The sequence below is a fragment of the Kitasatospora griseola genome, assembly GCF_014648555.1.
Taxonomy (GTDB): domain Bacteria; phylum Actinomycetota; class Actinomycetes; order Streptomycetales; family Streptomycetaceae; genus Kitasatospora; species Kitasatospora griseola.
Genome location: NZ_BMRI01000002.1, coordinates 389,684 through 412,635, shown reverse-complemented (window position 1 = coordinate 412,635; position 22,952 = coordinate 389,684). Strand labels below are relative to the sequence as shown.

The 22,952-nt window shown below is 76.3% G+C and carries 13 protein-coding genes and 1 pseudogene; 6 read left to right on the top strand and 8 right to left on the bottom strand.

What is annotated here, in order from left to right:
* Nucleotides 1–21 precede the first annotated feature (21 nt).
* Genes IEZ12_RS04105 through IEZ12_RS04090 form a run of 4 tightly spaced genes read left to right on the top strand, consistent with a single transcriptional unit; the run spans nt 22 to nt 4,472 of the window.
* Nucleotides 22–1,137 (top strand): acyl-CoA dehydrogenase family protein, encoded by a 1,116-nt coding sequence (locus IEZ12_RS04105; protein WP_189270847.1) that lies wholly within the window; start codon nt 22–24, stop codon nt 1,135–1,137.
* Nucleotides 1,138–1,150: 13 nt separating this feature from the next.
* On the top strand, nt 1,151–1,999 hold the full coding sequence (locus IEZ12_RS04100; protein WP_043910448.1) for an LLM class flavin-dependent oxidoreductase: 849 nt from the start codon (nt 1,151–1,153) through the stop codon (nt 1,997–1,999).
* Entirely contained in the window at nt 1,996–3,261 is a 1,266-nt protein-coding gene (locus IEZ12_RS04095) for a beta-ketoacyl-[acyl-carrier-protein] synthase family protein (protein ID WP_043910450.1), read from the top strand. The genes IEZ12_RS04100 and IEZ12_RS04095 overlap by 4 nt, the downstream gene beginning before the upstream one ends.
* Complete coding sequence (locus IEZ12_RS04090) at nt 3,258–4,472, top strand: ketosynthase chain-length factor (protein WP_189270846.1); 1,215 nt, start codon at nt 3,258–3,260, stop codon at nt 4,470–4,472. Before IEZ12_RS04095 ends, IEZ12_RS04090 begins: the two co-directional genes overlap by 4 nt.
* A 66-nt stretch (nt 4,473–4,538) precedes the next feature.
* Here IEZ12_RS04090 and IEZ12_RS04085 read toward each other — a convergent pair whose 3' ends face one another.
* The 8 genes and pseudogenes from IEZ12_RS04085 to IEZ12_RS04050 all read right to left on the bottom strand — a co-directional run bounded on the left by IEZ12_RS04085 (nt 4,539) and on the right by IEZ12_RS04050 (nt 20,343).
* Nucleotides 4,539–5,234 carry a LuxR C-terminal-related transcriptional regulator gene (locus tag IEZ12_RS04085; protein WP_189270845.1) on the bottom strand — a complete coding sequence of 232 codons (696 nt, stop codon included), beginning with the start codon at nt 5,232–5,234 and terminating at the stop codon, nt 4,539–4,541.
* A gap of 251 nt (nt 5,235–5,485) precedes the next feature.
* Nucleotides 5,486–6,643 (bottom strand): acyl-CoA dehydrogenase family protein, encoded by a 1,158-nt coding sequence (locus IEZ12_RS04080; RefSeq protein ID WP_043910458.1) that lies wholly within the window; start codon nt 6,641–6,643, stop codon nt 5,486–5,488.
* Nucleotides 6,644–6,793: 150 nt separating this feature from the next.
* Nucleotides 6,794–7,975, bottom strand: a complete 1,182-nt coding sequence (locus IEZ12_RS04075) for a 3-hydroxyacyl-CoA dehydrogenase family protein (RefSeq protein WP_189270844.1) — start codon at nt 7,973–7,975, stop codon at nt 6,794–6,796.
* Nucleotides 7,972–9,204, bottom strand: coding sequence for an SRPBCC family protein (locus tag IEZ12_RS04070; protein ID WP_189270843.1), 1,233 nt, complete (start codon nt 9,202–9,204; stop codon nt 7,972–7,974). The genes IEZ12_RS04075 and IEZ12_RS04070 overlap by 4 nt, the downstream gene beginning before the upstream one ends.
* Before the next feature lie 54 nt (nt 9,205–9,258).
* A complete protein-coding gene (locus IEZ12_RS04065; protein ID WP_189270842.1) occupies nt 9,259–10,038 on the bottom strand; it encodes an SDR family NAD(P)-dependent oxidoreductase in 780 nt (259 codons plus the stop codon).
* Nucleotides 10,039–10,170: 132 nt separating this feature from the next.
* A pseudogene (locus IEZ12_RS04060) lies at nt 10,171–16,218 on the bottom strand (type I polyketide synthase); the annotation flags it as partial.
* 17 nt (nt 16,219–16,235) lie between these two features.
* A complete protein-coding gene (locus IEZ12_RS04055; protein WP_189270840.1) occupies nt 16,236–19,187 on the bottom strand; it encodes a type I polyketide synthase in 2,952 nt (983 codons plus the stop codon).
* 148 nt (nt 19,188–19,335) lie between these two features.
* Complete coding sequence (locus IEZ12_RS04050) at nt 19,336–20,343, bottom strand: acyltransferase domain-containing protein (RefSeq protein WP_189270839.1); 1,008 nt, start codon at nt 20,341–20,343, stop codon at nt 19,336–19,338.
* A gap of 204 nt (nt 20,344–20,547) precedes the next feature.
* Between IEZ12_RS04050 and IEZ12_RS04045 the strand changes: the two genes are divergently transcribed.
* The gene (locus tag IEZ12_RS04045) at nt 20,548–21,606 is read left to right on the top strand and encodes a ketoacyl-ACP synthase III family protein (RefSeq protein WP_229847216.1); all 1,059 of its coding nucleotides are present in this window, start codon (nt 20,548–20,550) and stop codon (nt 21,604–21,606) included.
* Between the two features lie 2 nt (nt 21,607–21,608).
* Entirely contained in the window at nt 21,609–22,946 is a 1,338-nt protein-coding gene (ccrA, locus tag IEZ12_RS04040; protein WP_189270838.1) for a crotonyl-CoA carboxylase/reductase, read from the top strand.
* Nucleotides 22,947–22,952 lie beyond the last annotated feature (6 nt).

Below are 22,952 nucleotides of genomic sequence, written 5' to 3'. Positions count from 1 at the left end.
GCGGGGTGAGGAACCGATGACGTGACAGAGATCCTGACCGACGACCGGGCGGCCCGTGCCGCCCTCGCGGCGGAGTCGGCCGGGCGGTACGCCCGGGAGGCGGACCGCGGCGGCGCGCTCGACCCGGAGACCGTGAAGGCGCTGACCGCGGCCGGCTACCCGCGGCACTTCGTGCCGGCCCGGTGGGGCGGCGCCGAGGGCACCTTCACGGAGCTGACCGCGGCGATGACCCGGGTCGGCCGGGCCTGCGCCTCCGCCGCCTGGTGCGGCTCGATGTTCGCCTACAGCGCCCGGTTCTCGGCGCACCTCCCGCTCGCCGGGCAGGAGGAGGCCTGGGGCGACAGCCCGGACGTGCTCTGGGTGTCCGGGCTGGTCCCCAGCGGCCGGGCGGAGGCCGTCGACGGCGGCTTCCGGCTGGACGGCCGCTGGTCGTACGTGAGTGGCGCGCTGTTCGCCGACTGGGCGCTGCTGGCCGGGCCGACCCCCGGGCCGGGCGCGCCGCCGCCGCGGTTCTTCGCCGTGCCGCGCGCCGACTTCGCGGTCGAGGAGAGCTGGGACACCGTCGGCATGCGGGCCACCGGCAGCCACACCGTGGTGCTGTCCGACGTGTGGGTGCCCGAGCACCGCACCGTGCCGCTGGCCGAGGTGGTGGGCGGGGTCAACCGGACCTCGGACCGCCCGCAGCACGCCGTCCCGCTGATGTCCCTGGGCGGGCTCACCTGCCTGGCGCCGGTGCTCGGCGCGGCGGCCGGCATGGTCGACGCCTACACGGGGCTGGTCGCCGCCCGGCGTTCCGCCCCCGGCGCCGGCCCGACCCCGCTGAACGACCAGGTCCTCGCCCGGGCCGCCGCCGAGGTCGACGCCGCCACCCTGCTCGCCGAGCGGGCCGCGCTGCTGCTCGACCAGGGCCGGGCCCGCCCGTTCGCGGCCCGCAACGCCCGCGACACGGCGCACGCGGCCCGGGTCCTGGTCGACACCGCGCACGAACTGGTCCGCACCGCGGGCACCGCCGCGCAGGACGCCGCGCACCCGTTGCAGCGCCACTGGCGGGACATCACGGTCGCCGCCACGCACGCCGCGCTGCGCTTCGACCGGATCGCCACCGCGTACACCGACGCCGTGCTCGCGGCCCGCTGAGCGGGGGCGGGAGATGGAGATCGGAATCGGCCTGCCCACCATGGCGGGCGAACTGACCGGGCCCGAACTGGCCGAATGGGCCCGCCGGGCCGAGGAGTGCGGCTTCTCGACGCTGGCCGTGCTCGACCGGCTGGTCTGCGACGGCTGGGAGCCGCTGCTCGCGCTCGGCGCGGCCGCCGCGGTCACCCGCCGGATCCGGCTGGCCACCCAGGTGCTGGTCCCCGGCTACCGGGGCAACACGGCGCTGCTCGCCAAGCAGCTCGCCACCCTGCAGCAGCTGTCCGGCGGGCGGCTGGTGCTCGGCGTGGCGGCCGGGATCCGCCCCGACGACTTCGAGGCCGGCGGCACCGACTTCCGCCGCCGGGGCCGCGCGCTCGACCGGCTGCTGACCGACCTCGCCGCGTTCTGGGACGACGGCGCGATCGGCCCGCGGCCCGCGTCCGGCCCGCCCCCGGTGCTGGTCGGCGGCCGCAGCCGGGCCGCCCTGGACCGGATGGCCCGGCACGGCGAGGGCGCGGTGCTGGTCGCCTCCGCGGCGATGTTCGCCGAGCGGGCCGTCGAGGCCCGGGAGTGCTGGACGGCGCACGGCCGCCCGGGCCGCCCCCGGTTGGTCGCCCAGACCTACTACGCGCTCGGCCCGCAGGGCCCGGACGAGGCGCTGGACCACCTGCGCTCCTACTACGCCTTCGCCGGTCCGGCGGCCGACCTGATCGCCCGTACCGCGCTGACCTCCGAGGACGCCGTCCGGCAGGAGGTGGCCCGCTTCCGGCAGGCCGGCTGCGACGAACTCGTCCTCATCCCGTGCTCCACCGACGTCCGGCAGCTGGACCTGCTCGCTGCCGCAGTGAAGGAGAACGCATGACCCGCAGGGCAGTCATCACCGGCATCGGCGTCACGGCGCCGGGCGGCGTAGGACGCGAGCCGTTCTGGGAGCTGATCAGCAGCGGCACCACCGCGACCCGGGAGATCACCCGGTTCGACGCCTCCGGGCACCGCTGCCGGGTCGCCGCCGAGTGCGACTTCGACCCGCTCGCGCTCGGCCTGACCCGTCAGCAGGTGCGCCGCACCGACCGGGTGTCGCAGCTGGCCATGGTCTCGGCGCTGGAGGCGGTCCTCGACTCCGGCCTGGAGATCGACGGCCGGCTCGCGGAGCGCACCGGCGTCGCGATCGGCAGCGCCGTCGGCGGCACCACCACCATGGAGTCGGAGTACGCGGTGCTCAGCAACTCCGGCGCGGACTGGCTGGTCGACCCGGCCTTCGCGGTGCCGCACCTGTACGACTACTTCCTGCCCAGTTCGATCGCCGCCGAGGTGGCGCTGACCACCGGCGCGCTCGGCCCGGCGTCCGTGGTCTCCACCGGCTGCACCTCCGGCATCGACTCGGTGGGCTACGCCGCCGAGCTGATCCGCGACGGCGACGCCGACGTGGTGATCACCGGGGCCACCGACGCGCCGATCTCGCCGATCACCCTGACCTGCTTCGACGTCATCAAGGCGACCTCGACCCGCAACGACGACCCGGCGACCGCCTGCCGCCCCTTCGACCGCACCCGCAACGGCCTGATCCTCGGCGAGGGCGCGGCCGTCCTGGTGCTGGAGGAGTACGAGCACGCCCGGCGGCGCGGCGCCCGGATCTACGCCGAGGTGGCCGGCTACGCCAGCCGCTGCAACGCCTTCCACATGACCGGGCTGAAGCCGGACGGCCGGGAGATGGCCGACGCCATCGACGCGGCGCTGGTCGAGGCCAGGGTCGCCCCGGACGCCGTCGACTACGTCAACGCGCACGGCTCCGGCACCAAGCAGAACGACGTCCACGAGACCGCGGCGGTCAAGCGCAGCCTCGGCGAGCACGCCTACCGCACGCCGATGAGCGGCATCAAGGCGATGGTCGGGCACTCGCTGGGCGCGATCGGTTCGATCGAGATCGCGGCCTGCGCGCTCGCCATGCAGCACGGCCTGGTCCCGCCGACCGCCAACCTGCACGAGCCGGATCCGGCGTGCGACCTGGACTACGTGCCGTTGGTGGCCCGGGAGCGCCGGCTGGACACGGTGCTGACGGTCGGCAGCGGGTTCGGCGGTTTCCAGAGCGCGATGGTGCTGACCGGAACGGGGCGTGCGGCATGAGCGAGGTCGTGGTGACCGGGATCGGCGTGGCCGCCCCCAACGGGGTCGGCGCCGAGGAGTACTGGAAGGCCGTCGTGGCCGGGGAGTCGGGCATCCGCCCGATCAGCCGGTTCGACACCGCCCGCTACCCGATCAAACTCGCGGGCGAGGTGCCGGAGTTCGACGCCGAGCAGGACTTCACCCGGCGGCTGATGCCGCAGACCGACCGGCTGACCCGGCTGGCCCTGTTCGCCGCCGAGTTCGCCCTGGAGGACGCCGAGATCGTCCCCGAGGAACTGCCGTCCTACTCGATGGGCGTCGCGGTCTCCAGCTCCACCGGCGGCCTGGAGTTCGGCCAGCGCGAGCTGCAGGCGCTGTGGGGCACCGGCTGGGAGTCGGTCAGCGCCTACATGTCCTTCGCCTGGTACTACGCCGTGCACACCGGCCAGATCTCCATCCGGTACGGCATGCAGGGCCCCAGCGGGGTGGTGGTCTCCGAGCAGGCCGGCGGCCTGGACGCGCTCGGCTACGCCCGGCGCCGGGTCCGCAAGGGCACCGCGGTGATGACCGCGGGCGGCCTGGACGGGCTGATCTGCCCGTACGGGGTGGCGATCCAGTCGTCCACCGGCGAGGTCGGCACCGGCACCGACCCGGAGCGCGCCTACCTGCCGTTCCACCTGGACAGCGCCGGCCACGCGATCGGCGAGGGCGGCGCGGTGCTGGTGCTGGAGAGCCGGGAGGACGCCGAGCGCCGCGGGGCGCCGCGGCTGTACGGCACGCTCGCCGGGTACGGCGCGGCCTTCGACCCCGACCCGGCGGGGCCGGGCGGCGACGGGCTGGTGCGGGCGGCCCGGCAGGCGCTCGCCGACGCCGGGCGCAGCGCGCAGGACGTGGACGTGGTGTTCGCCGACGCGGCGGGCACCTCGGCGCTCGACCGGGCCGAGGCGGACGCGCTGTGCACGCTGTTCGGCGAGCGCGGCGTGCCGGTGGCCGCCCCGAAGGCGCTGACCGGGCGGCTGCTGTCCGGCGGCGGCCCGCTGGACGTCGCCACGGCGCTGCTGGCGATCCGCGACGGGCTGGTCCCCGCGGTGGCCGCGGCGCCGCCCGGCCGGGTGGATCCGCGGATCGACCTGGTGGCGGGCGCCCCCCGGTCGCTGGAGATCGGCACCGCGCTGGTGCTGGCCCGCGGCCGCGGCGGCTTCGCCTCCGCGCTGGTGCTGACCGGGCCCTGAAACGCGGTACGGCGGCCGGGCCGGGGAGTCGTGGGCTCCCCGGCCCGGCCGCCGCACCGAGGCGGGCTACCGCTCGGTCAGCACCAGTGGACCGTGGGTGCGCCGGGAGGGCCGCTTCGGGGCGTGGCGGAGCGGGGCCGGCTCGGACCGCTGGGCGGGCAGGATCCGCGCCTCGTGCGCCTTGTTCACCGCGTCCAGCCGGGAGACCGCGCCGAGCCGGCGGAAGACGTTGCGCAGGTGGCGTTTGACCACGGCCTCGCTGACCGACAGCCGATTGGCGATCTGGCCGTTCGTCAGGGCGGCCGCCACCATGGAGAGGATTTCTATTTCCAATTGCGGGATCTGGATATTGTTCCGCTGATTGTCGATGCGCCGGAGCCCGTCCCGGGGAATCGATATGATGACCCGGTCGGAATGGGTGGCGATCGCCCGCACGGCGGATTTGAGTTCCAGTGGCGTGGCCCGTCTGGGAAGATAGGCGGCGATTCCGAGGCCGAGCGCCTCCAGGGCGCGGTGCGAGGCGTCCGAGGTGTCGGCGAAGACCGTCCTGGCCCGGCTGTCGGGGCAGCGCAGGCTGGTCGCCGCGGCCTCGGCGAGGTGGTCGAAATCTCCGCTCAGCACGACCACGTCGACGCTTTCCGGAGAGACCGGGGGGGCCTGGTCGGAGGGGTCCAGGGTGGCGACGACCCGAATGTCGTCCTCTTCGTCGAGGAGCCGGCACAGGCCGTCCAGCAGCAGGGTGTGTTTACCGGCGAGTAGCACGGTGATCAGAGGGGTCGGACCCGGTCGGCCGACCCCCGGAAAGGGCGGTTCCACCGGATTGGAATGCGAACTGTGCGACACACTTCCCCCTCATGATTCGAATCGAGGCTGACGCTCAGCGGCCAAGTCTGTCGCACGTCTGTCAATAACGCAATTGCTTTGGTGATTGACCACGGGGAAATCAAGATATTTCCGTGATTACCGCCCGACTGTCCGCCATTGTCCGCAGTCGCCGGGCTGCGGTGAAGTGCTCAGCGCCGTTTTGCGGTGGGGATCACGTAGCGGGTGTACAGCAGGTCGCGGATCACGTCGTCGCCGCCCTCCACCAGGCCGACGTAGCGCAGGTCCCGGACCAGCTTGCCGATCAGGTGGTCGTGCGTGTAGCCGAGCCCGCCGAACAGCTCCGAGCCGATCGTCGCCACCTCCCAGCCGGCCTGGCCGCAGTACATCTTCGCGGCGAGCGCCGAGCGCAGCGTGCCGGCCCGGTACAGCGCCGCCGCCGGGTCCGCCGAGGCCATCGCCCGGTCGAACTCGGCCGCGGCGGACCGGCACTGGTTGCGCATCACGTCGATCAGCATCTCCACCTGGCCGAGCTTGCCCGCGAACACGGCGTTGCCCAGCAGCGGCGCGCCCTTGACCTGCTTGGCCGCCGCGTACTCCATGGCGAGGTCCCGGATCCGCCGGCAGACGCCGATCGCGGTGGAGGCGATCAGGATTCGGCTGGCGTTCAGGCCGGCCTCCAGCAGCCGCAGCCCGTGCCCGCGCAGCAGGTTGGCCGCCGGGACCTCGCAGCCCGACAGCCGCACCTGGTAGGTGGCCGAGCCGCGCATGCCGATCATGTCCCAGCGCTTGACGATCTCGACGCCGGGGGTGTCGCGGGGCACCAGCACCACCCCGAACACCGCGTCGTCCTCCGCCGACCTGGCGGCCACCAGCAGGAAGTCCGCGGCGTCGGTGTTCGTGGCGAAGTACTTGTCGCCGTCCAGCACCAGCCGGTCGCCCTTGGCGGTGAACAGCGCGGCGGTGCGGCCGAGTTCGCTCCCGGCGTCCTCCTCGCTGACCAGGATCCCGCAGAAGCCGCCGCCGGCCGCCATCCGGCCGAGGTACTGCTCGGCCAGCGCCGGGGCGCCGTACAGCCGGAGCATCGTGGTGCCGAGCACCGAGAGGAACGAGGAGAAGGCGAATCCCGCGTCGGCGTAGGAGAGTTCGGACACGATGTCGACGCTGTCGGTCAGTGAGGCGCCGGCCGTGCCGTATTCGGCGGGCAACCACCAGTTCGCGAGCCCGGCCGCGTGCAGGGCCGCCGACGCGGCGGTCGGGGCGGGGGGCTTGGAATCGAACCAGCGCTCCCGGCCCAGCAGCTCCCGCTCGGCGAAACCGCGGGCCCGGTCGATCAGTTCGGCATTCATCGGTGCTCCTCGAATTGGCTCTTCCCGACCCGGCGGTCGGTGATCAATGGGGTCGGCGGCCGGTGCCCGGGCCGCTCTCCCGGACCGGCGCACGGCGTCGGGCGCCCGGCAGGATCCGAGAGAGCGGGCCCGAGGCCCGGCCGCCGGTGCTCACCCGGTGCGGAAGCCGCGTCCGTTCTTGCGGCCCAGCAGGCCCTGGGCGACGGCTTCGCGCAGCAGCCGCGGCGGCTCGAAGTCGGGCTCGCGGTACGCCTCGTGCAGCTGCTCCAGGATCGCCAGCGAGACGTCCAGACCGATGGTGTCCAGCAGCGCGAACGGTCCCAGCGGGAAGCCGAATCCGGACTCCACCGCGGCGTCCGTGCCGGCCGGGTCGGCATCGCCGCGCTCGACCGCGCGGACCGCGCGGGCCAGGTAGGCGAACAGCAGGTAGTTGACCAGGAAGCCGGTGCGGTCCGGCGACTCCACCACGGTCTTGCCGAGCCGCCCGCACAGCGCGCGGGCGGCGGCCAGCGCCGGCCCGCCGGTGGCGGGGCCGCGGACCAGTTCCACCAGCCGCATCACCGGCGCGGGGTTGAAGAAGTGCAGGCCGACCAGCCGCTCGGGCCGCCCGGCCGGCTCGGTGCAGCGCGCCACCGACAGGCTGGAGGTGGAGGTGGCCAGCACGGCGTCGGGCGCGCAGAGCGCGCCGAGCCGGGCGAACACCTCCCGCTTCACCCGCTCGTCCTCGGCGACGGCCTCCACCACCAGGTCGCAGTCGGCGAGCGGCGCCGGGTCCGCGCCGAAGCGGATCCGGGCCAGCGTGTCCGCCGCGTCCTGCCGGGTGGCCCGGCCGCGCCGCACCGCCCGGTCCAGCGAGCCGTCCACGCCGGTCCGGGCCCGCTGCGCGGACTCCGGCGCGCGCGCCACCAGCACCACCGGGACGCCCGCCCGGGCGGCGGCCTCGGCGATGCCGCCGGCCATCGTGCCCGAGCCCAGCACGCCCAGCCGGGCCGGCACCGCGGACCCGACCGGGTCCGCGGCGGAGGCCGGCCCGGCGTCCGGCCGGGCGGCGAGCAGGCCGGCGGCCGGGGCGAACGCCGGGTCGCCGGTGCGGGCCAGCAGGGCGACCAGCCTCCGGTGCACCCGGTCGGGGCCGAGCCGGTCGATGGCGCCGAACGGCCCCTCCGGCAGGCCGCAGCCCAGCCGCATCGCGGTGTCCAGATCGGCCCGGGAGGCGGCGCCCTCGTCGTGCAGCGCCACCGCCCGGTTCAGGTGGCCGAGCACCAGCGCCTCGGCGACGGCGTCGCACTGCTCGGCGAGCGCCGTCCCCGCCGCTCTCCGGCCGGGCGTCACGCCGAGGTCGCGAGGACGCCGTTGACCAGGTCGAGCAGGCCGCGCGGGGTGGTCGCCTCGGCGGTGCTCTCCTCCGGCAGCTTGATGCCGAAGTGCTGCTCCAGCTTGCTGGTCACGTCGATCACGGCCAGGGAGTCGAAGCCGAGGGCGGACAGCTCGGCGTCCAGGTCGTCGGCGGACAGGTCCGTCGAGTCCTCCTCGCCCACCGCGCGCAGCAGGAAGCCCCTCAGCTGGTCGAACGTCAACTCGGACACGGCAGTACCGCCTTCGCTCTCATGGGTGGTCGGGTCACGGTGCAGGTTCTCGGTGTACTGGCGGGCCACCGCGATGGTGGCCCGGCTGTTCGCGCCGAGCGCGGCGCGGACCGCGGCCCGGGCGTCGGCGAGGGTGCCGGGCGGCTGCGGCAGCGAGGCGAGCTTGCCGGGGTCGATCACCACCCGGTGGCGGGAGGTCACGGTGACCAGGCCGTCGCCGGCCGCCTCGAAGGCCCACTCGCCGGTGTGCGCGGCCAGCACGCCGGGCAGCCGGGTCTGCTTGTAGGCGATCAGCGTCGGCGCGAGGCAGACCCGGCCGGAGCGGGTGGTGTGCACCGAGCCGTCCGGGGACCTGGTGTCCATCTCCATCGACTGCAGGCCCGGCACCTCCTCGCGGACCTCCATCCGCAGCACGTGCGGGATCCGCTCCGGCCACTTCGCCAGGTCGCGGACGAACTCGTAGGCGTCCTCGACGGAGCCGGCGAAGGTGTCGGAGTCCTCGAACGCGACCAGCAGCTCCGGCTCCTCGGCGGTGCGCTCCACGGCGGCCTTCAGGGCGGCCAGTTCGGAGGTGCTGTTGGCGTCCACGGCGGAGGCGATCCGGTCCCGGTTCTCCGGGGTGTCGCCGACCGCCCGGTAGTGGTGGTCCAGCTCCACCGTGCAGGTCCCGTCCGGGCGGCCGGTGATCCGCCAGGCGCCGCCCATCGCCGCCACCGGGTCGCGCGGGGTGGTCTGCTCGAACTCGACGGTCAGGGCGGCCTCGTCCAGCGTGCGGGCGGAGGTCCAGGTCCGGAGCTCGCCGTTGGCGAGCGCCCAGATCCGGATCACCTGCGTGCGGTCGTCGCCCGACACCAGTTCGGCGCGGACGGTCGGCGGGAAGTACAGCGGCCAGGAGGTGACGTCGGCGACGACGCGGTACACGGCCGCGGCGGGGGCCGACACCTCGATCCGGTGGGTCGTCCGGATGGTGGTCACGATTGCGGGTGCCTTCCTGTTGCGAGGGTCCGAGGGATGGGGCGTGCGGGCGGGTCAGAAGTTGCCGAGGCCGCCGCAGACGTTCAGGGCCTGCGCGGTGATCGCGTCGGCGGTCGGGGTGACCAGGTAGCCGACCAGGCCGGCCACCTCCTCCGGGGTGCTGTACCGGCCGAGCGGGATCTTGGCGGTGAACTTCGCCAGCACCTCGTCCTCGGTGACCTCCCAGTGCTGCGCGTACCCGGCCCGGATCCGCTGGGCCATCGGCGTCTCCACGTAGCCCGGGCAGACCGCGTTCACGGTGATCCCGGTGCCGGCCAGCTCCAGGCCGAGGGCCTTGGTGAACCCGACCACGCCGTGCTTGGACGCCGAGTACGGCGCCCCGTACACCACGCCCTGCTTGCCGGCGGTCGAGGCGATGTTCACCACCCGGCCCCAGCCGCGGCCGCCCAGGCCGGCGGCGAGCACCTCCCGGGTCATCCGGAAGACGCTGGTCAGGTTGGTGGCGATCACGTCGTCCCACAGCTCGTCCGGGACCTCCGCGGTGATCCCGCCGCCGCTGCGGCCGGCGTTGTTCACCAGCACGTCCAGCGGGCCGAACGCGTTGGCCTCGGCGACGGTGCGGCGGATGTCGGCGACGTCGCGCACGTCGCAGGCGGTGCCCGCCGCGCGCACGCCCTCGGCGCGCAGCTTCGCCACCGTCCCGGCGACCGCGTCGCCGTCCCGCGCGCACAGGAAGACCGCGGCGCCGCGCCCGCCGAGCTCCCGGGCGACGGCCAGGCCGATGCCGCTGGTCGCGCCGGTGACCAGGGCCGTGCCGCCTTCTCGAAGTTCCATCGGACGCCTCTCCTTCACGATGTCGTCGGTCGCGCCCGAGCCTGGCAGGGGCGTTTGGAGAACGGATCCAGAGCGCTTCTCGCGCTCCGGCGGGCCGGCCCCGCGGCGGCGCCGCGGGGCCGGCCGGGCCGGTCAGCCCTCGGCGAGCCGGGCCCGGATGAACGCGACCAGCAGGTCCGGGGTCGGGTTCTCGATCACCACCTCGGCGGGCAGCCGCAGGCCGGTCACCGCGTTCAGCCGGTTGCGCAGGTCGACCCCCAGCAGCGAGTCGAAGCCGAGCTCCTTGAACGGCGTCCCCGGCTGGATGTCCTCGGCGCCGCCGTAGCCCAGCACCTCGGCCGCCTGGCCCCGCACCAGCTCCAGCAGGTCCGCGCCGTCGGGCCCGGCGCCGCTCGGCTGCGCGGGCTCGGGCCGGGCGGCCGCCACCACGGGCGCGGCCGCCGCCGGCCGAAGGTCGCCGAGCAGCCCGCCCAGCCGGCCGCCGCGCGCCGCCGCCGCGTCCAGCGCGATCGGCACGGCCAGCGCCCCGCCGCCCGCCAACGCACGGTCGAACAGCTCCAGCGCCCGCCCGGTCGGCATCGGCAGGATCCCGGAGCGGCCCAGTCGGGCCACGTCCTGCTCCGACAGGTGCGCGGTCATCCCGCTGCGCTGCTCCCAGAAGCCCCAGGCCAGGCTGGTGGCCTCCAGGCCGAGCGCCCGGCGGTGCTGGGCCAGCGCGTCCAGGAAGGTGTTGGCCGCCGCGTAGCTGCCCTGCCCGGGGTCGCCGAGCACGCCCGCCGCGGAGGAGAACAGGACGAACGCCGACAGGTCGAGGTGCGCCGTCAGCTCGTGCAGCGCCCACGCCGCGTCCGCCTTCGGCCGCAGCACCCGGGCCAGCCGGGCCGCCGTCAGGCCGGTCAGCAGGCCGTCGTCCAGGACGCCCGCTGCGTGCACCACGGCGGCGGGCGGGTACTGCGCCAGCAGCGCGCCCAGCGCCTCCCGGTCGGTCAGGTCGCAGGCCTCGACGACCACCTCGGCGCCGCGCGCCGCGAGGTCCGCGGCCAGCTCCCCGGCGTTCTCGGCGTTCGGGCCGCGGCGGCTCACCAGCAGCAGCCGCCGCACCCCGTGCCGGTCCACCAGGTGCCGGGCCAGCGTGCCGCCCAGCCCGCCCGTCCCGCCGGTCACCAGCACCAGGCCGTCCGGGTCGAGCCGGCGCGGCAGGGTCAGCACCATCTTCCCGCGGTGCCGGGCCCGGCTGAGGTGGCGCAGCGCCTTCGCGCCGTCGTGGACGTCCCAGGTGGTCAGCGGCGGATGCCAGAGCGCCCCCCGTTCGAACAGGGCGATCAGCTCGTCCAGCACCTCGCCGATCCGGTCCGGCGCCACGCCCAGGATGTTGTACGCCTCGTAGTGGACGCCGGGGTGGGCGGCCGCGGTCGCCGCCGCGTCCCGGATGTCGGTCTTGCCCATCTCGGCGAACCGGCCGCCGTCGGCGAGCAGCCGCAGCGAGGCGTCGATCGCCTCGCCCGCCAGCGAGTTGAGCACCACGTCGACGCCCCGGCCGCCGCTGGTGCGGCGGAAGTGCGACTCGAAGTCGAGGGTGCGGGAGGACGCGATGTGCGCGTCGTCCAGGCCGAGTTCGCGCAGCAGATCGTGCTTGTCGGGGCCCGCCGTGGCGTACAGCTCCGCCCCCAGGTGGCGGCAGAGCTGGATCGCGGCGAAGCCGACGCCGCCGGTCGCGGTGTGCACCAGGACCGACTCGCCGGGCTTCACCCCGGCGATCTCCACCAGGCACTGGTAGGCGGTGATGTAGGTGATCGGCACGCCCGCGGCCTGCGCGAACGACCAGTCGGCCGGGATCGGGCGGACCATCCGCGCGTCGGCGACCGCGACCGGCCCGAGCGAGCGCTCGAACACGCCGAACACCCGCTGGCCGACCGCCAGACCGGTGACGGCGGAGCCGACCTCGGTCACCACGCCCGCGCCCTCGCTGCCCATGGTCTTCTCGCTGGCGACCAGGCCCAGGCCGACCGCGATGTCGCGGAAGTTCAGCCCGGCGGCCCGCACCGCGATCCGCACCTCGCCCGCGCCCAGCGGCGCGTCGGCCTCCGGGTGCGGCAGCAGCGCCAGATTGTCCAGCGTGCCCTTCGTCGTCACGTCCAGCCGCCAACTCCCCTCCCGCGGAGGATCGTTGAGGTCCGCCGGGGCCGGCTCGGCCAGCCGCCGGGCGTACAGCCGCCCGGCCCGGACGGCGACCTCCGGCTCACCGCAGGAGAGCGCCGCGGGCAGCGCCGCCACCGACGCCGGGTCCGCGTCCAGGTCGACCAGCAGCACCCGGCCCGGGTGCTCGGCCAGCGCGACCCGCAGCAGTCCGGTGACCGCCGCCTGGGCGACCCCCGACACCGGCTCGCGGCCGAGCACGGCCTGCGCGCCCCGCGTCACCACCGCCAGCACGGACCCGGCGAACCGGGGGTCCGCCACCCAGCGCTGCAGCGCCTCCAGCGCCGCCGCCGCGCCCTCGCCCGGCAGCGCGCCCGCCGACTCGAAGGACACCGCCACCACCGGCGGCACCGGATCCGGCAGCGCGTCCAGGTCCGGGTACGCCGTGCCGGAGCCCAGCCCCCGCCCGACCGCCGCCCACCGCAGGGGCTCCGGCGCCGGCCCGTCCTGCACCGGCCGCCACACCACCTCCAGCAGCTCCCCGCTCTCGTCCGCGACCGGCCGCAGCGACAGCGAACCCACCGACGCCACCAGGTCGCCCCGCTCGTCGGTGGCCACCAGCGCGCAGCGCCCCTCCTCGACCGTCAGCGCCACCCGCAGGACCGCCGACCGGGTCGGCCGGAGCGTCACGTCGCGCCAGGAGAACGGCAGCCGCAGCCCGGTGGAGCGCAGCACGGCCGGGTGCAGCGCCGCGTCCAGCAGCGCCGGGTGCGGGCCCGCCCACTGGCGTCCGTCCCGTACGCCCGGACCGGCCTCGACCTCCGCGAACAGCTCGGCGCCGCGCACCCACATCGCGCGCAGCCCGGTGAACGACGGGCCGTACCGGTAGCCGCGGGCCGCCAGCGCCGGGTAGGCGTCCCGCAGGTCGACCGGGGTCGCGCCGATCGGCGGCCACACCGCGGGGGCCGGCCGCGGCGACCCGGCCCGGGCCGCGAGCACGCCGGCCGCGTGGTCCTGCCAGGAGCCGTCCGGCGCGGTGCGGGCACTGATCGAGACCGTCCGGCGGCCCGCCGGGTCCGCGGGCCGCACGACCACCCGCAGGTCCGCCTCCGCCGCGGCGGGCGCCGGCAGCGGCGCGGTCACCGTCAGCTCCTCGACGGCGGGCAGGCCGAGCCGGGCGCCGGCCTCGGCCAGCAGCTCCAGGAACCCGGTGGCGGGCAGCAGCACCGCGTCGCCGACCCGGTGGTCGGCCAGCCACGGCTGCCGGGCCGCGGACAGCGTCCCGGCCAGCACCGTGGAGCCGTCCGGCAGGTCCAGCGCGTCCGGCAGCAGCGCCGGGCCGGACGGCCGGGCCGGACCGGACGGCTCCAGCCAGTGCCGGGTCCGTTCGAAGCGGTACCCGGGCAGCGCGACCGGCCGGCCCGCGGGCTGCGCGGCCGTCCAGTCGACCGACACGCCGGCGCCGTGCGCGGCGGCCGCGGCCGCCAGGAACTGGCCCGCGCCGCCGCTGCCCCGGCGCAGCGTGCCCAGCACCGTGCCGTCCGCGTGCAGGTCGTCGAGGATCTCCTGGACGCCCAGGGTCAGCACCGGGTGGGGACTCATCTCCAGGAACACCCGGTGTCCGGCCCGGGCGAGTTCGCGCACCGCCGGGTCGAACAGCACCGGGTTGCGCAGGTTGTCGAACCAGTACCCGGCGTCCATCGGGGCGCCGTCGAGCAGCCGCCCGGTCAGCGTGGAGGCCAGCGCGACCTCGGCGGGACCGGCCGTCACGCCCGCCAGGTCCTCGGCGAGGGCCTCGCGCAGCACGTCCATGTCGGCGGTGTGCGAGGCGTAGTCGACGTCGATCCGGCGGGCGTCCACGCCGTCCCGCTCACAGGCCGTCAGCAGCCGCTCCAGGGCGGCGCTCTCGCCCGCCACCACGGTGATCGCGGGGCCGTTCACGGCCGCCACCGACACCGCGCCGCCGAAGCCCGCCAGCAGCTCCCGGGCCCGATCGGCGGGGAGCGGCAGCGACACCATGCCGCCGGTGCCCGCCACCGCGCGCAGCGCCCGGCTGCGCAGCGCGACGATCCGCGCCGCGTCCGCCAGCGACAGCACCCCGGCGACGTGCGCGGCGGCGATCTCGCCCTGCGAGTGGCCGACCACGGCGGCCGGCTCGACGCCGACCGAGCGCCACAGCCGGGCCAGCGACACCATCACCGCGAACAGCGCGGGCTGCACCACGTCCACCCGGTCCGGCAGGGCGCCGGTCAGGGCGTCCGTCAACTTCCAGTCGCAGTACGGGGCGAGGGCCTCCGCGCAGGCCTCCATCGAGGCCCGGAACACCGGGTGGGAGTCGATCAGCTCGACCGCCATGCCCTGCCACTGCGAGCCCTGCCCCGGGAAGACGAACACCGGCCGCACCGGCCCGGCCGCCGCCTCGCCCCGGCCGACGGCCGGAGAGCGGTAGCGGCCCGGCGCGGCCGGCGCCGGCCGGCCCTCGGCCAGCGCCTCCAGGCCGGCCAGCAGCTGCGCGCGGTCGTCGGCGACCACGGTGCCGCGGTGCGCGAACCGGGTGCGCAGCGCCAGCGTGTGCGCGATGTCCGCGGCCCGCAGCCCGGGCCGGCGGTGCAGGTGCTCGACGAGGGCCGCGGCCTGGGTGCGCAGCGCGTCGGGGGTCGGCGCGGAGACCGTCCACACGTACGGGCCGGCGGCCTCCGGCGAGGGCTCCGCCTCGGCCTCGGCGGGCGGCTGCTCCAGCAGCAGGTGGGCGTTGGTGCCGCTGATGCCGAACGAGGACACCGCGGCGCGCCGCGGCCGCCCGGTCTCCGGCCAGGGCCGGGCCGCGGTGAGCAGCCCCAGGCCGCTGCCCTCCCACTCGACGTGCCGGCTGGGGGTTCCCACGTGCAGCGTCGCGGGCAGTCGGCCGGCCCGCATCGCCTGCACCATCTTGATCACGCCGCCGACTCCGGCGGCGGCCTGGGCGTGCCCGATGTTCGACTTCAGCGAGCCGAGCCACAGCGGCTCCGCGCCGCTCCGGCCGGCCCCGTACACGGCGGCCAGGGCGCGCGCCTCGATCGGGTCGCCGAGCGGGGTGCCGGTGCCGTGCGCCTCGACCGCGTCGACCTGGTCCGGGGTCAGGCCGGCCCGCCGCAGCGCGTCGCGGACGACCTGCTCCTGGGCGGGGCCGCTGGGCGCGGTCAGGCCGTTGCTGGCGCCGTCCTGGCCGAGCGCGCTGCCGCGCAGCAGCGCCAGCACCCGGTGGCCGCGGGCGGCCGCGTCGGAGGCCCGCTCCAGCAGCAGCAGGCCCGCACCCTCCGCCCAGGCGGTGCCGTCGGCGGCGTCAGAGAAGGCCTTGCAGCGGCCGTCGGGGGACAGCCCGTGCTGGCGGCTGAAGTCGATGAACAGACCGGGGGTGGGCATCACGGCGACGCCGCCGGCCAGCGCCAGGTCGCACTCGCCCTGCCGCAGCGCCTGCGCGGCCAGGTGGATGCCGACCAGCGAGGAGGAGCAGGCGGTGTCGACGGTGACGGCCGGGCCCCGGAGGCCGAAGAAGTAGGAGAGCCGGCCGGAGGCGACGCTGGTGCTGCTGCCGGTGATCCGGTAGCCGCCGGCGTCCGCGCTGTCGTCGGCCAGCCGCGGGCCGTAGTCCTGGGCCATCGCGCCGACGAACACGCCGGTGCTGCTGCCGCGCAGCGCGCGCTGTTCGAGTCCGGCCCGTTCGAAGAGCTCCCAGGCGAGTTCCAGCAGGATCCGCTGCTGCGGGTCGATGCCGGCGGCCTCCCGGGGGGAGATGCCGAAGAACCGGGCGTCGAACCGGTCGGCGTCGGCGAGGAAGCCGCCGTGCCGGGTGATCGAGCGGCCGGGGGTGCCGGGGGTGGGGTCGTAGAGCGCGTCGAGGTCCCAGCCGCGGTCGGTCGGGAACGGCCCGATGGCGTCGCGGCCCTCGTCGGCGAGCTGCCACAGGTCCTCGGGGGAGCGCACGCCCCCCGGGTAGCGGCAGGCCATCGCGACGATCGCGATCGGTTCGTCGGGGGAGCGGGGTGCGGTGTCGGCGTCAGTCATCGCTGCAGCGGTGTCCTTCATCGGTGGGATGCCCGGGGGCTCTGGCTGGGTGCCGCGGCCCGCAGGGCTTCGATCAGCCGGGCCGGGGTGGGGTGGTCGAACAGCACGGTGGCGGGGACCTTCCGGCCGAGGTCGCGGGAGAGCCGGGTGCACAGGGCGAGCGCGGCGCGCGAGTCCAGGCCCAGGTCGTTGAACGAGGCGTCGAAGTCGAGCGGGGCGCCGGCCGGCCGGCCGAGGATCTCCAGGGTGTGCCGGGGCACCAGTTCGGCCGGGTCGCCGCCGGCCGGCTCCGCAGACTCCTGCGCCGCCGGCTCGGCGGCCGGGGCGGCGGCGTCCGCCAGCCGGTACGGCAGGCGCTGGAACGCGTAGCCGGGCAGGTCGACGGGTGCCACCGTCGGGCCGAAGTACGCCCGCCAGTCCACCGGCCGACCGAACACGTGGGCGGCGGCGGCCAGTTCGGCCAGCCCCCGGCGCTCCTCGGCGGTCGCCAGCGGCGCGGCGAAGACCTCCGCGCCGCCCCCGGCGACCTCCTCGGCCATGGTGCTCAGCCCGTGCCCGGGACCGACCTCGACGAAGAACCGCCCGCCGAGGGCGTGGGCGGCGCGCACCGCGTCGCCGAACCGGACGGTGGCGCACAGGTGGTGCGCCCAGTACGCGGCGCTGCCCAGCTCCTCCGGTCCGGCGGGGGCGCCCGTGACGGCCGACACCACCACCGGGCCGGACGCCCGGTGGAAGGTCAGCTTCTCCGCGAAGGCGCGCAGCTCGTCCTGGATCGGGGCCATCAGCGGGGAGTGCCCGGCCCGGCTGATCCGCAGCGGCCGGGTGCGGCGGCCGAGCGCCGCGAACCGGGCGGCCAGCGCCAGCACCGGCTCCTCGGCGCCCGACACCACCAGCGAGCGGTCGCTGTTCACGGCCGCCACCCCGACCAGGCCGGACTGCTCGGCGATCGCCTCGCGCACCTCGTCCTCGGCGGCCTGCACCGCGACCATCGCCCCGCCCGGCGGCAGGCTCGCGATCAGCCGGCCGCGCTCGACCACGAACGCCGCCGCGTCCTCCAGCGACAGCACCCCGGCCAGATGGGCGGCGGTGATCTCGCCCTGCGAGTGCCCGACCAGCAGGTCGGGCACGATGCCGCGGGACTCCAGCAGGCGGTACAGCGCCACCTCCAGGGCGAACAGCACGGGCTGCGCGTACTCCAGCCGGTCCAGCAGGTCCTCGCGGTGCCACGCCACCTCGTGCAGGCCGGTGCCCAGCAGCGGCCCGACGACCTCCGCGACCCGGTCGAAGGCCGCCGCGAACTCCGGGTGCGAGCCGTGCAGTTCACGGCCCATGCCGGTGCGCTGCATGCCCTGGCCGGGCAGCAGGAACACGGTGCCGCCGGTGCCGCGCAGCCCGGTGCGCACCCCGTCCGGGTGCGCGCCGCGGGCCAGCGCCCGCAGGCCCTCGGCGAGCTCCTCCGGGCCGGCGCCGACCACCGCGGCGCGGTGCCGCAGCCCGGCCCGGGTGACGGCCAGCGACAGGCCGAGCGCCGCCGGGTCCGCGGCCCGGGCGCCCGACAGGTGCGCGGCCAGCCGCAGCGCCTGGCCGCGCAGCGCCGCCGGGGTGTGCCCGGACAGCACCAGCGGCACCGGGCCGGCCGGCCGGTCGGACCGATCAGGTCGGTCGGGCGCGGGCGCGGGCGCGGGTGCGGGCGCGGGGTCGGACGCGGGCGCGGGTGCGGCGCCCAGCACCACGTGGCAGTTGGTGCCGCCCAGGCCGAACGAGGAGACGCCGGCGACCGATCCGGGCCATGCGGTGCGCGTGCGGCACACCGCCAGGCCGAGTGCCGCCGGGTCGATCGCCGGGTTGGGCTCGGTGTAGTGCAGGCTCGGCGGCAGTTCGCCGTGGTGCAGTCCGAGCGCGGTCTTGACCAGCCCGGCCAGGCCGGCCGCGCCCTCCAGGTGGCCGATGTTGGTCTTCACCGAGCCGACCAGCAGCGGGCGGTCCGCGGGCCGGCCCGCGCCGAGCACCGCGCCCAGCGCGGCCGCCTCGACCGGGTCGCCGCTGCGGGTGCCGGTGCCGTGCAGTTCGACGTGGCCGACCTGCCGCGGGTCGACGCCGGCGTCCGCGTACGCGGCGGCCAGCACCCGCTGCTGGGCCTGCTGCCCGGGGGCGGTCAGGCCCGCGCCCCGGCCGTCGTTGTTGACGGCGCCGCCCAGCACCGTGCAGTAGATCCGGTCGCCGTCGGCGAGGGCCCGCGCCAGCGGTTTGAGCACCAGCACCGCGGCGCCCTCGCCGCGCACGATGCCGTCGGCGCGGGCGTCGAAGGTGCGGCAGCGCCCGGTCGGGGAGAGCGCGCCGAGCGCCTCGACGACCGCGTCGCCCTCTGCGGTGGGGTTCAGCTGGACCCCGGCGGCCAGCGCCAGCGTGCTCTCGCCCGAGCGGATGCTGCGCACGGCCTGGTGGACGGCGACCAGCGAGGACGACTGGCCGGTGTCGGTCACCAGGCACGGCCCGTGCAGGCCGAACGCGTACGACAGGCGGTTGGCCAGGAACGCCCGGCCGGTGCCGGTGAGGGTGTACGCGGACAGCGCGGCGGGCCCGGCCGCCCGGGCGAGGAAGGCGTGTTCGTCCGCGCAGGCGCCGACGAACACGCCGGTGTCGGTGCCGTGCAGGGCGTCGGGGGCGATCCGGGCGTCCTCCAGGGCCAGCCAGGCGAGTTCCAGCAGCAGCCGCTGCTGCGGGTCGGTGGCGGCGGCCTCGCGGGCCGACATCCCGAACAGCTCGGCGTCGAACAGCTCGGTGTCCTCCAGGTAGCCGCCCGGCCGGCGGCCGGCCCGGGGGCCGGTGCCGGGAGCGACCGCGTCGCGGCCCTCGGCGAGCAGCCGCCAGAACGCCCGCCGGTCGGGGGCGCCGGGGAACCGGCAGGCGAGGCCGACGATCGCCACCGGCCCGTCCGGGGCCGGTGGTTGCTGCGGTGGTGCGGACATCTGTCTCCTCCGTTCGGCGGACCGCCGGGGCCGGGCGGGGACCGGTCCGGGCAGGCGGGTTCTGGGCGACGGGTCCCGGGCGGGCCCCGGGCGGTCTCGGGCCGGCCCGAAGCGGTCGGGGCCGGGCCCCGGGCGGTCGGGCCGGGTCTCAGGCGGTCGGGGTCTGGGCGAGCGGGCCGAGGACGGTGCGGTGGACGGCGGCGACGGCGTCCAGGTCGGCGCGGTCCCCGGACGGGCGGTCCGGCAGCAGCGGCAGGATCCGGCTGCGGCCGCGCAGCACCCCGGGGTGCCGGCGGGCCAGGGCGCTCAGGCTGTTGCCGGGGCCGGCCTCCACCAGCAGGCAGTCGTGGTCGGCGAGCAGCCGGTCCAGGGTGGGGGCGAACAGCACCGGCTCGGCGGCCTGCCGGGCCCAGAACACCGGGTCGACGGCCTGACGGGCCGTCAGGACGCCCCGGGTGTAGGCGGAGTAGAGGGTCCGGCCGGGCGGGCGCAGCGGGGTCGCCGTCCAGTCCGGCATCGACTCCTCGACGGCGCCGTCGACCAGCGGGCTGTGGAAGGCCTGCCGGGCGAGGGCGTCCCGGCAGGCCACGCCGCGCTCCCGGAGCGCGTCGGCGGCCCGGTCGAGGTGGTGGCGTTCGCCGGCCAGCAGCAGCTGCCGGGTGGCGTTCAGCGCGGCCAGGTGGATGTGTTCGCCGAGCAGGTCGGAGACCTCGGCGAGGGAGGCGGCGACGGCGAGCATCCCGCCGGGCGGGGTGTCGGCGAACACCCGGATCCGGTTGCGCATCAGCCGGAAGCCGTCCTCGGCGTCCAGGACGCCGGCCAGCGTCGCGGCGGCGAGTTCGCCGACGCTGTGGCCGAGCATCGCGACCGGTTCGACGCCCCAGCCGAGCACGGTCCGGCCGAGCGCCAGGTTCACCGCGTACAGCAGGGGCTGGGCCACCGTCACGTCGTCGAAGGCGGCGGAGGGCTCGGCCGCCAGCCACTCGGCGCGCAGCCGGGGCCCGTCGGGGCCGAGCAGCTCGAAGGCCCGGTCCATCGCCGCGGTGAAGACCGGCGACTCGCCGTACAGGCCGGCGGCCATCCGGGGGTGCTGGGCGCCTTGCCCGGGGAACAGCAGGGCGACCCGCAGGCGGCCCTGGTCGGTCGGTGTCTCCATCGCATGCCTCTCGTCGCGCGTCGAAGGCATTGCAACGGGCCGGCATCCAAGCTGGTACGAGGATCGATCCAGGCGCTGACCTCGGGCGATCCTCGAACTCCCTTGGACGGGCGGCCTGCACACTCGGCCCCGACCGGCGGGAGGCGCCGTCGGCCGCAGTACGGCGGCCGGGCGGGCCCGCCATTGCCTGGGAGGAGGGCCGCAGTGAGGGTCGACGGGCTGTACGTGTCGGGGACCGGGGTGGAACTGCCGGTGCCGATGGCCGCAGAGGCGGCGCGGGACGCCGGGCTGTGCGACGACTGGACGGTGCGGCGCACCCGGATCCGCTCGGTGTGCGTGTCCGAGGAGCCGGGGCCGGAACTGGCGGTGCGGGCGGCTCGGCGGGCGCTGGCTGCGGCCGGTGCCGGACCCGACCGGATCGAGCTGGTGCTGCACGCGGACACCTACCACCAGGGCCACGACCTGTGGGCGCCCGCCTCGTACGTGCAGCGCGGCGCGGTCGGCAACGCCTGCCTGGCGGTCGAGGTGCGGCAGTTGTCGAACGGCGGGATGGCGGCGCTGGAGCTGGGCGCGGCGTACCTGCTCGCCGACCCGGAGCGGGACTCGGTGCTGATCACCACCGGCGACCGGTTCTGCCTGCCGGGCTTCGACCGGTGGCGGACCGACCCGGGAACGGTGTGCGGCGACGGCGGGACGGCGCTGGTGCTGTCCGCGCGGGGCGGCTTCGCCCGGCTGCTGAGCCTGGTGACGGTGTCGGCGCCGGAGCTGGAGAGCATGGGCCGCGGCGACGACCCGTTCGGCGACGCCCCGCTGACGGCCCGCGCGCCGATCAGCATCGAGGCCCACCGGGCCCACCTGCTGAGGGAGTTCGGCGCCGGTGCGGTGCTGGAGCGGCTACAGGCCGGGCAGCGGGAGGCCTACGAGCGGGCGCTGAAGGAGGCCGGGCTGGCGGCCGCCGACATCGACCGGTTCGTGCTGCCGAACCTGGGCCGCCCCAAGATGGACTTCCAGTTCTTCGAGCCGCTGGGGATCGACCCGGAGCGCACCACCTGGCCGTGGGGCAGCGGGGTCGGCCACCTCGGCGCGGGCGACCAGATCGCCGGCCTGGACCGGCTGGCGTCCACCGGCGCGCTGTCCGTCGGGCAGACCTGCGTGCTGATCAGCGCGGGCGCCTCGTTCGCCTGGTCCGTCGCCGTGCTGCAGATCGTCGGCGACCCGGCCGGCGCCCCGTTCCCGCACCGCCCGTCCCCGCGAGGAGTCTGACCATGGACCGGATCCGTGACGCCCTGCTGTCCGGCGAGCGCGACCGGGCGGCGCTGGCCGCGCTGCCGCTGCCGGAGCACTACCGGGCGGTGACCGTGCACCGCGACCAGGCCGCCATGTTCGAAGGGCTGGCCGGCCGCGACAAGGACCCGCGCAAGAGCCTGCACGTCGAGGACGTGCCGGTGCCCGAACTCGGCCCCGGCGAGGCCCTGGTGGCGGTGATGGCCAGCTCCGTCAACTACAACACCGTGTGGAGTTCGATCTTCGAGCCGGTCCCCACCTTCGGCTTCCTGGAGCGCTACGGCCGCACCTCCCCGCTCGCCCGCCGGCACGACCTGCCGTACCACGTGCTCGGCTCGGACCTGGCCGGGGTGGTGCTGCGCACCGGGCCCGGGGTGCACGCCTGGCACCCGGGCGACGAGGTGGTCGCGCACTGCCTGTCGGTGGAGCTGGAGCACCCCGACGGCCACGACGACACCATGCTCGACCCGGCGCAGCGGATCTGGGGGTACGAGACCAACTTCGGCGGCCTGGCCGAACTGGCCCTGGTGAAGGCCAACCAGCTGATGCCGAAGGCCGCCCACCTGACCTGGGAGGAGGCCGCCGCGCCCGGGCTGGTGCACAGCACCGCCTACCGGCAGCTGGTGTCCCGCAACGGCGCGGGCATGAAGCTCGGCGACGTGGTCCTGGTGTGGGGCGCGGGCGGCGGCCTCGGCTCGTACGCGACGCAGCTCGCGCTGGCGTCCGGGGCGACCCCGGTGTGCGTGGTGTCCGACCCGGGGAAGGCGGAGGCGTGCCGGGCCATGGGCGCCGAGCTGGTGATCGACCGGGCCGCGGAGGGCTACCGGTTCTGGAAGGACGAGCGGACCCAGGACCCGCGCGAGTGGAAGCGCCTGGGCGCGCGGATCCGCGAACTGACGGGCGGCCGCGACCCCGACATCGTGTTCGAGCACCCGGGCCGGGAGACCTTCGGGGCGAGCGTCTACGTGGCCCGGCGCGGCGGCACCGTGGTGACCTGCGCGGCCACCTCCGGCTACCTCCACGAGTACGACAACCGGTACCTGTGGATGCACCTGAAGCGGGTGGTCGGCTCGCACTTCGCGAACTACCGGGAGGCCTGGGAGGCCAACGAGCTGGTCCGGCGCGGGGTGGTGCACCCGACGCTGAGCCGCGCCTACCCGCTGGCCGAGGCCGCGCAGGCCGTCCACGACGTGCACCGCAACGTGCACCGCGGCAAGGTCGGCGTGCTGGCACTGGCCCCCCGGGAGGGCCTCGGCATCACCGATCCGGGGCTGCGGGAGCGGCACGCCGGGGCCATCGACCGCTTCCGGGCCGGCTAGCCGGAC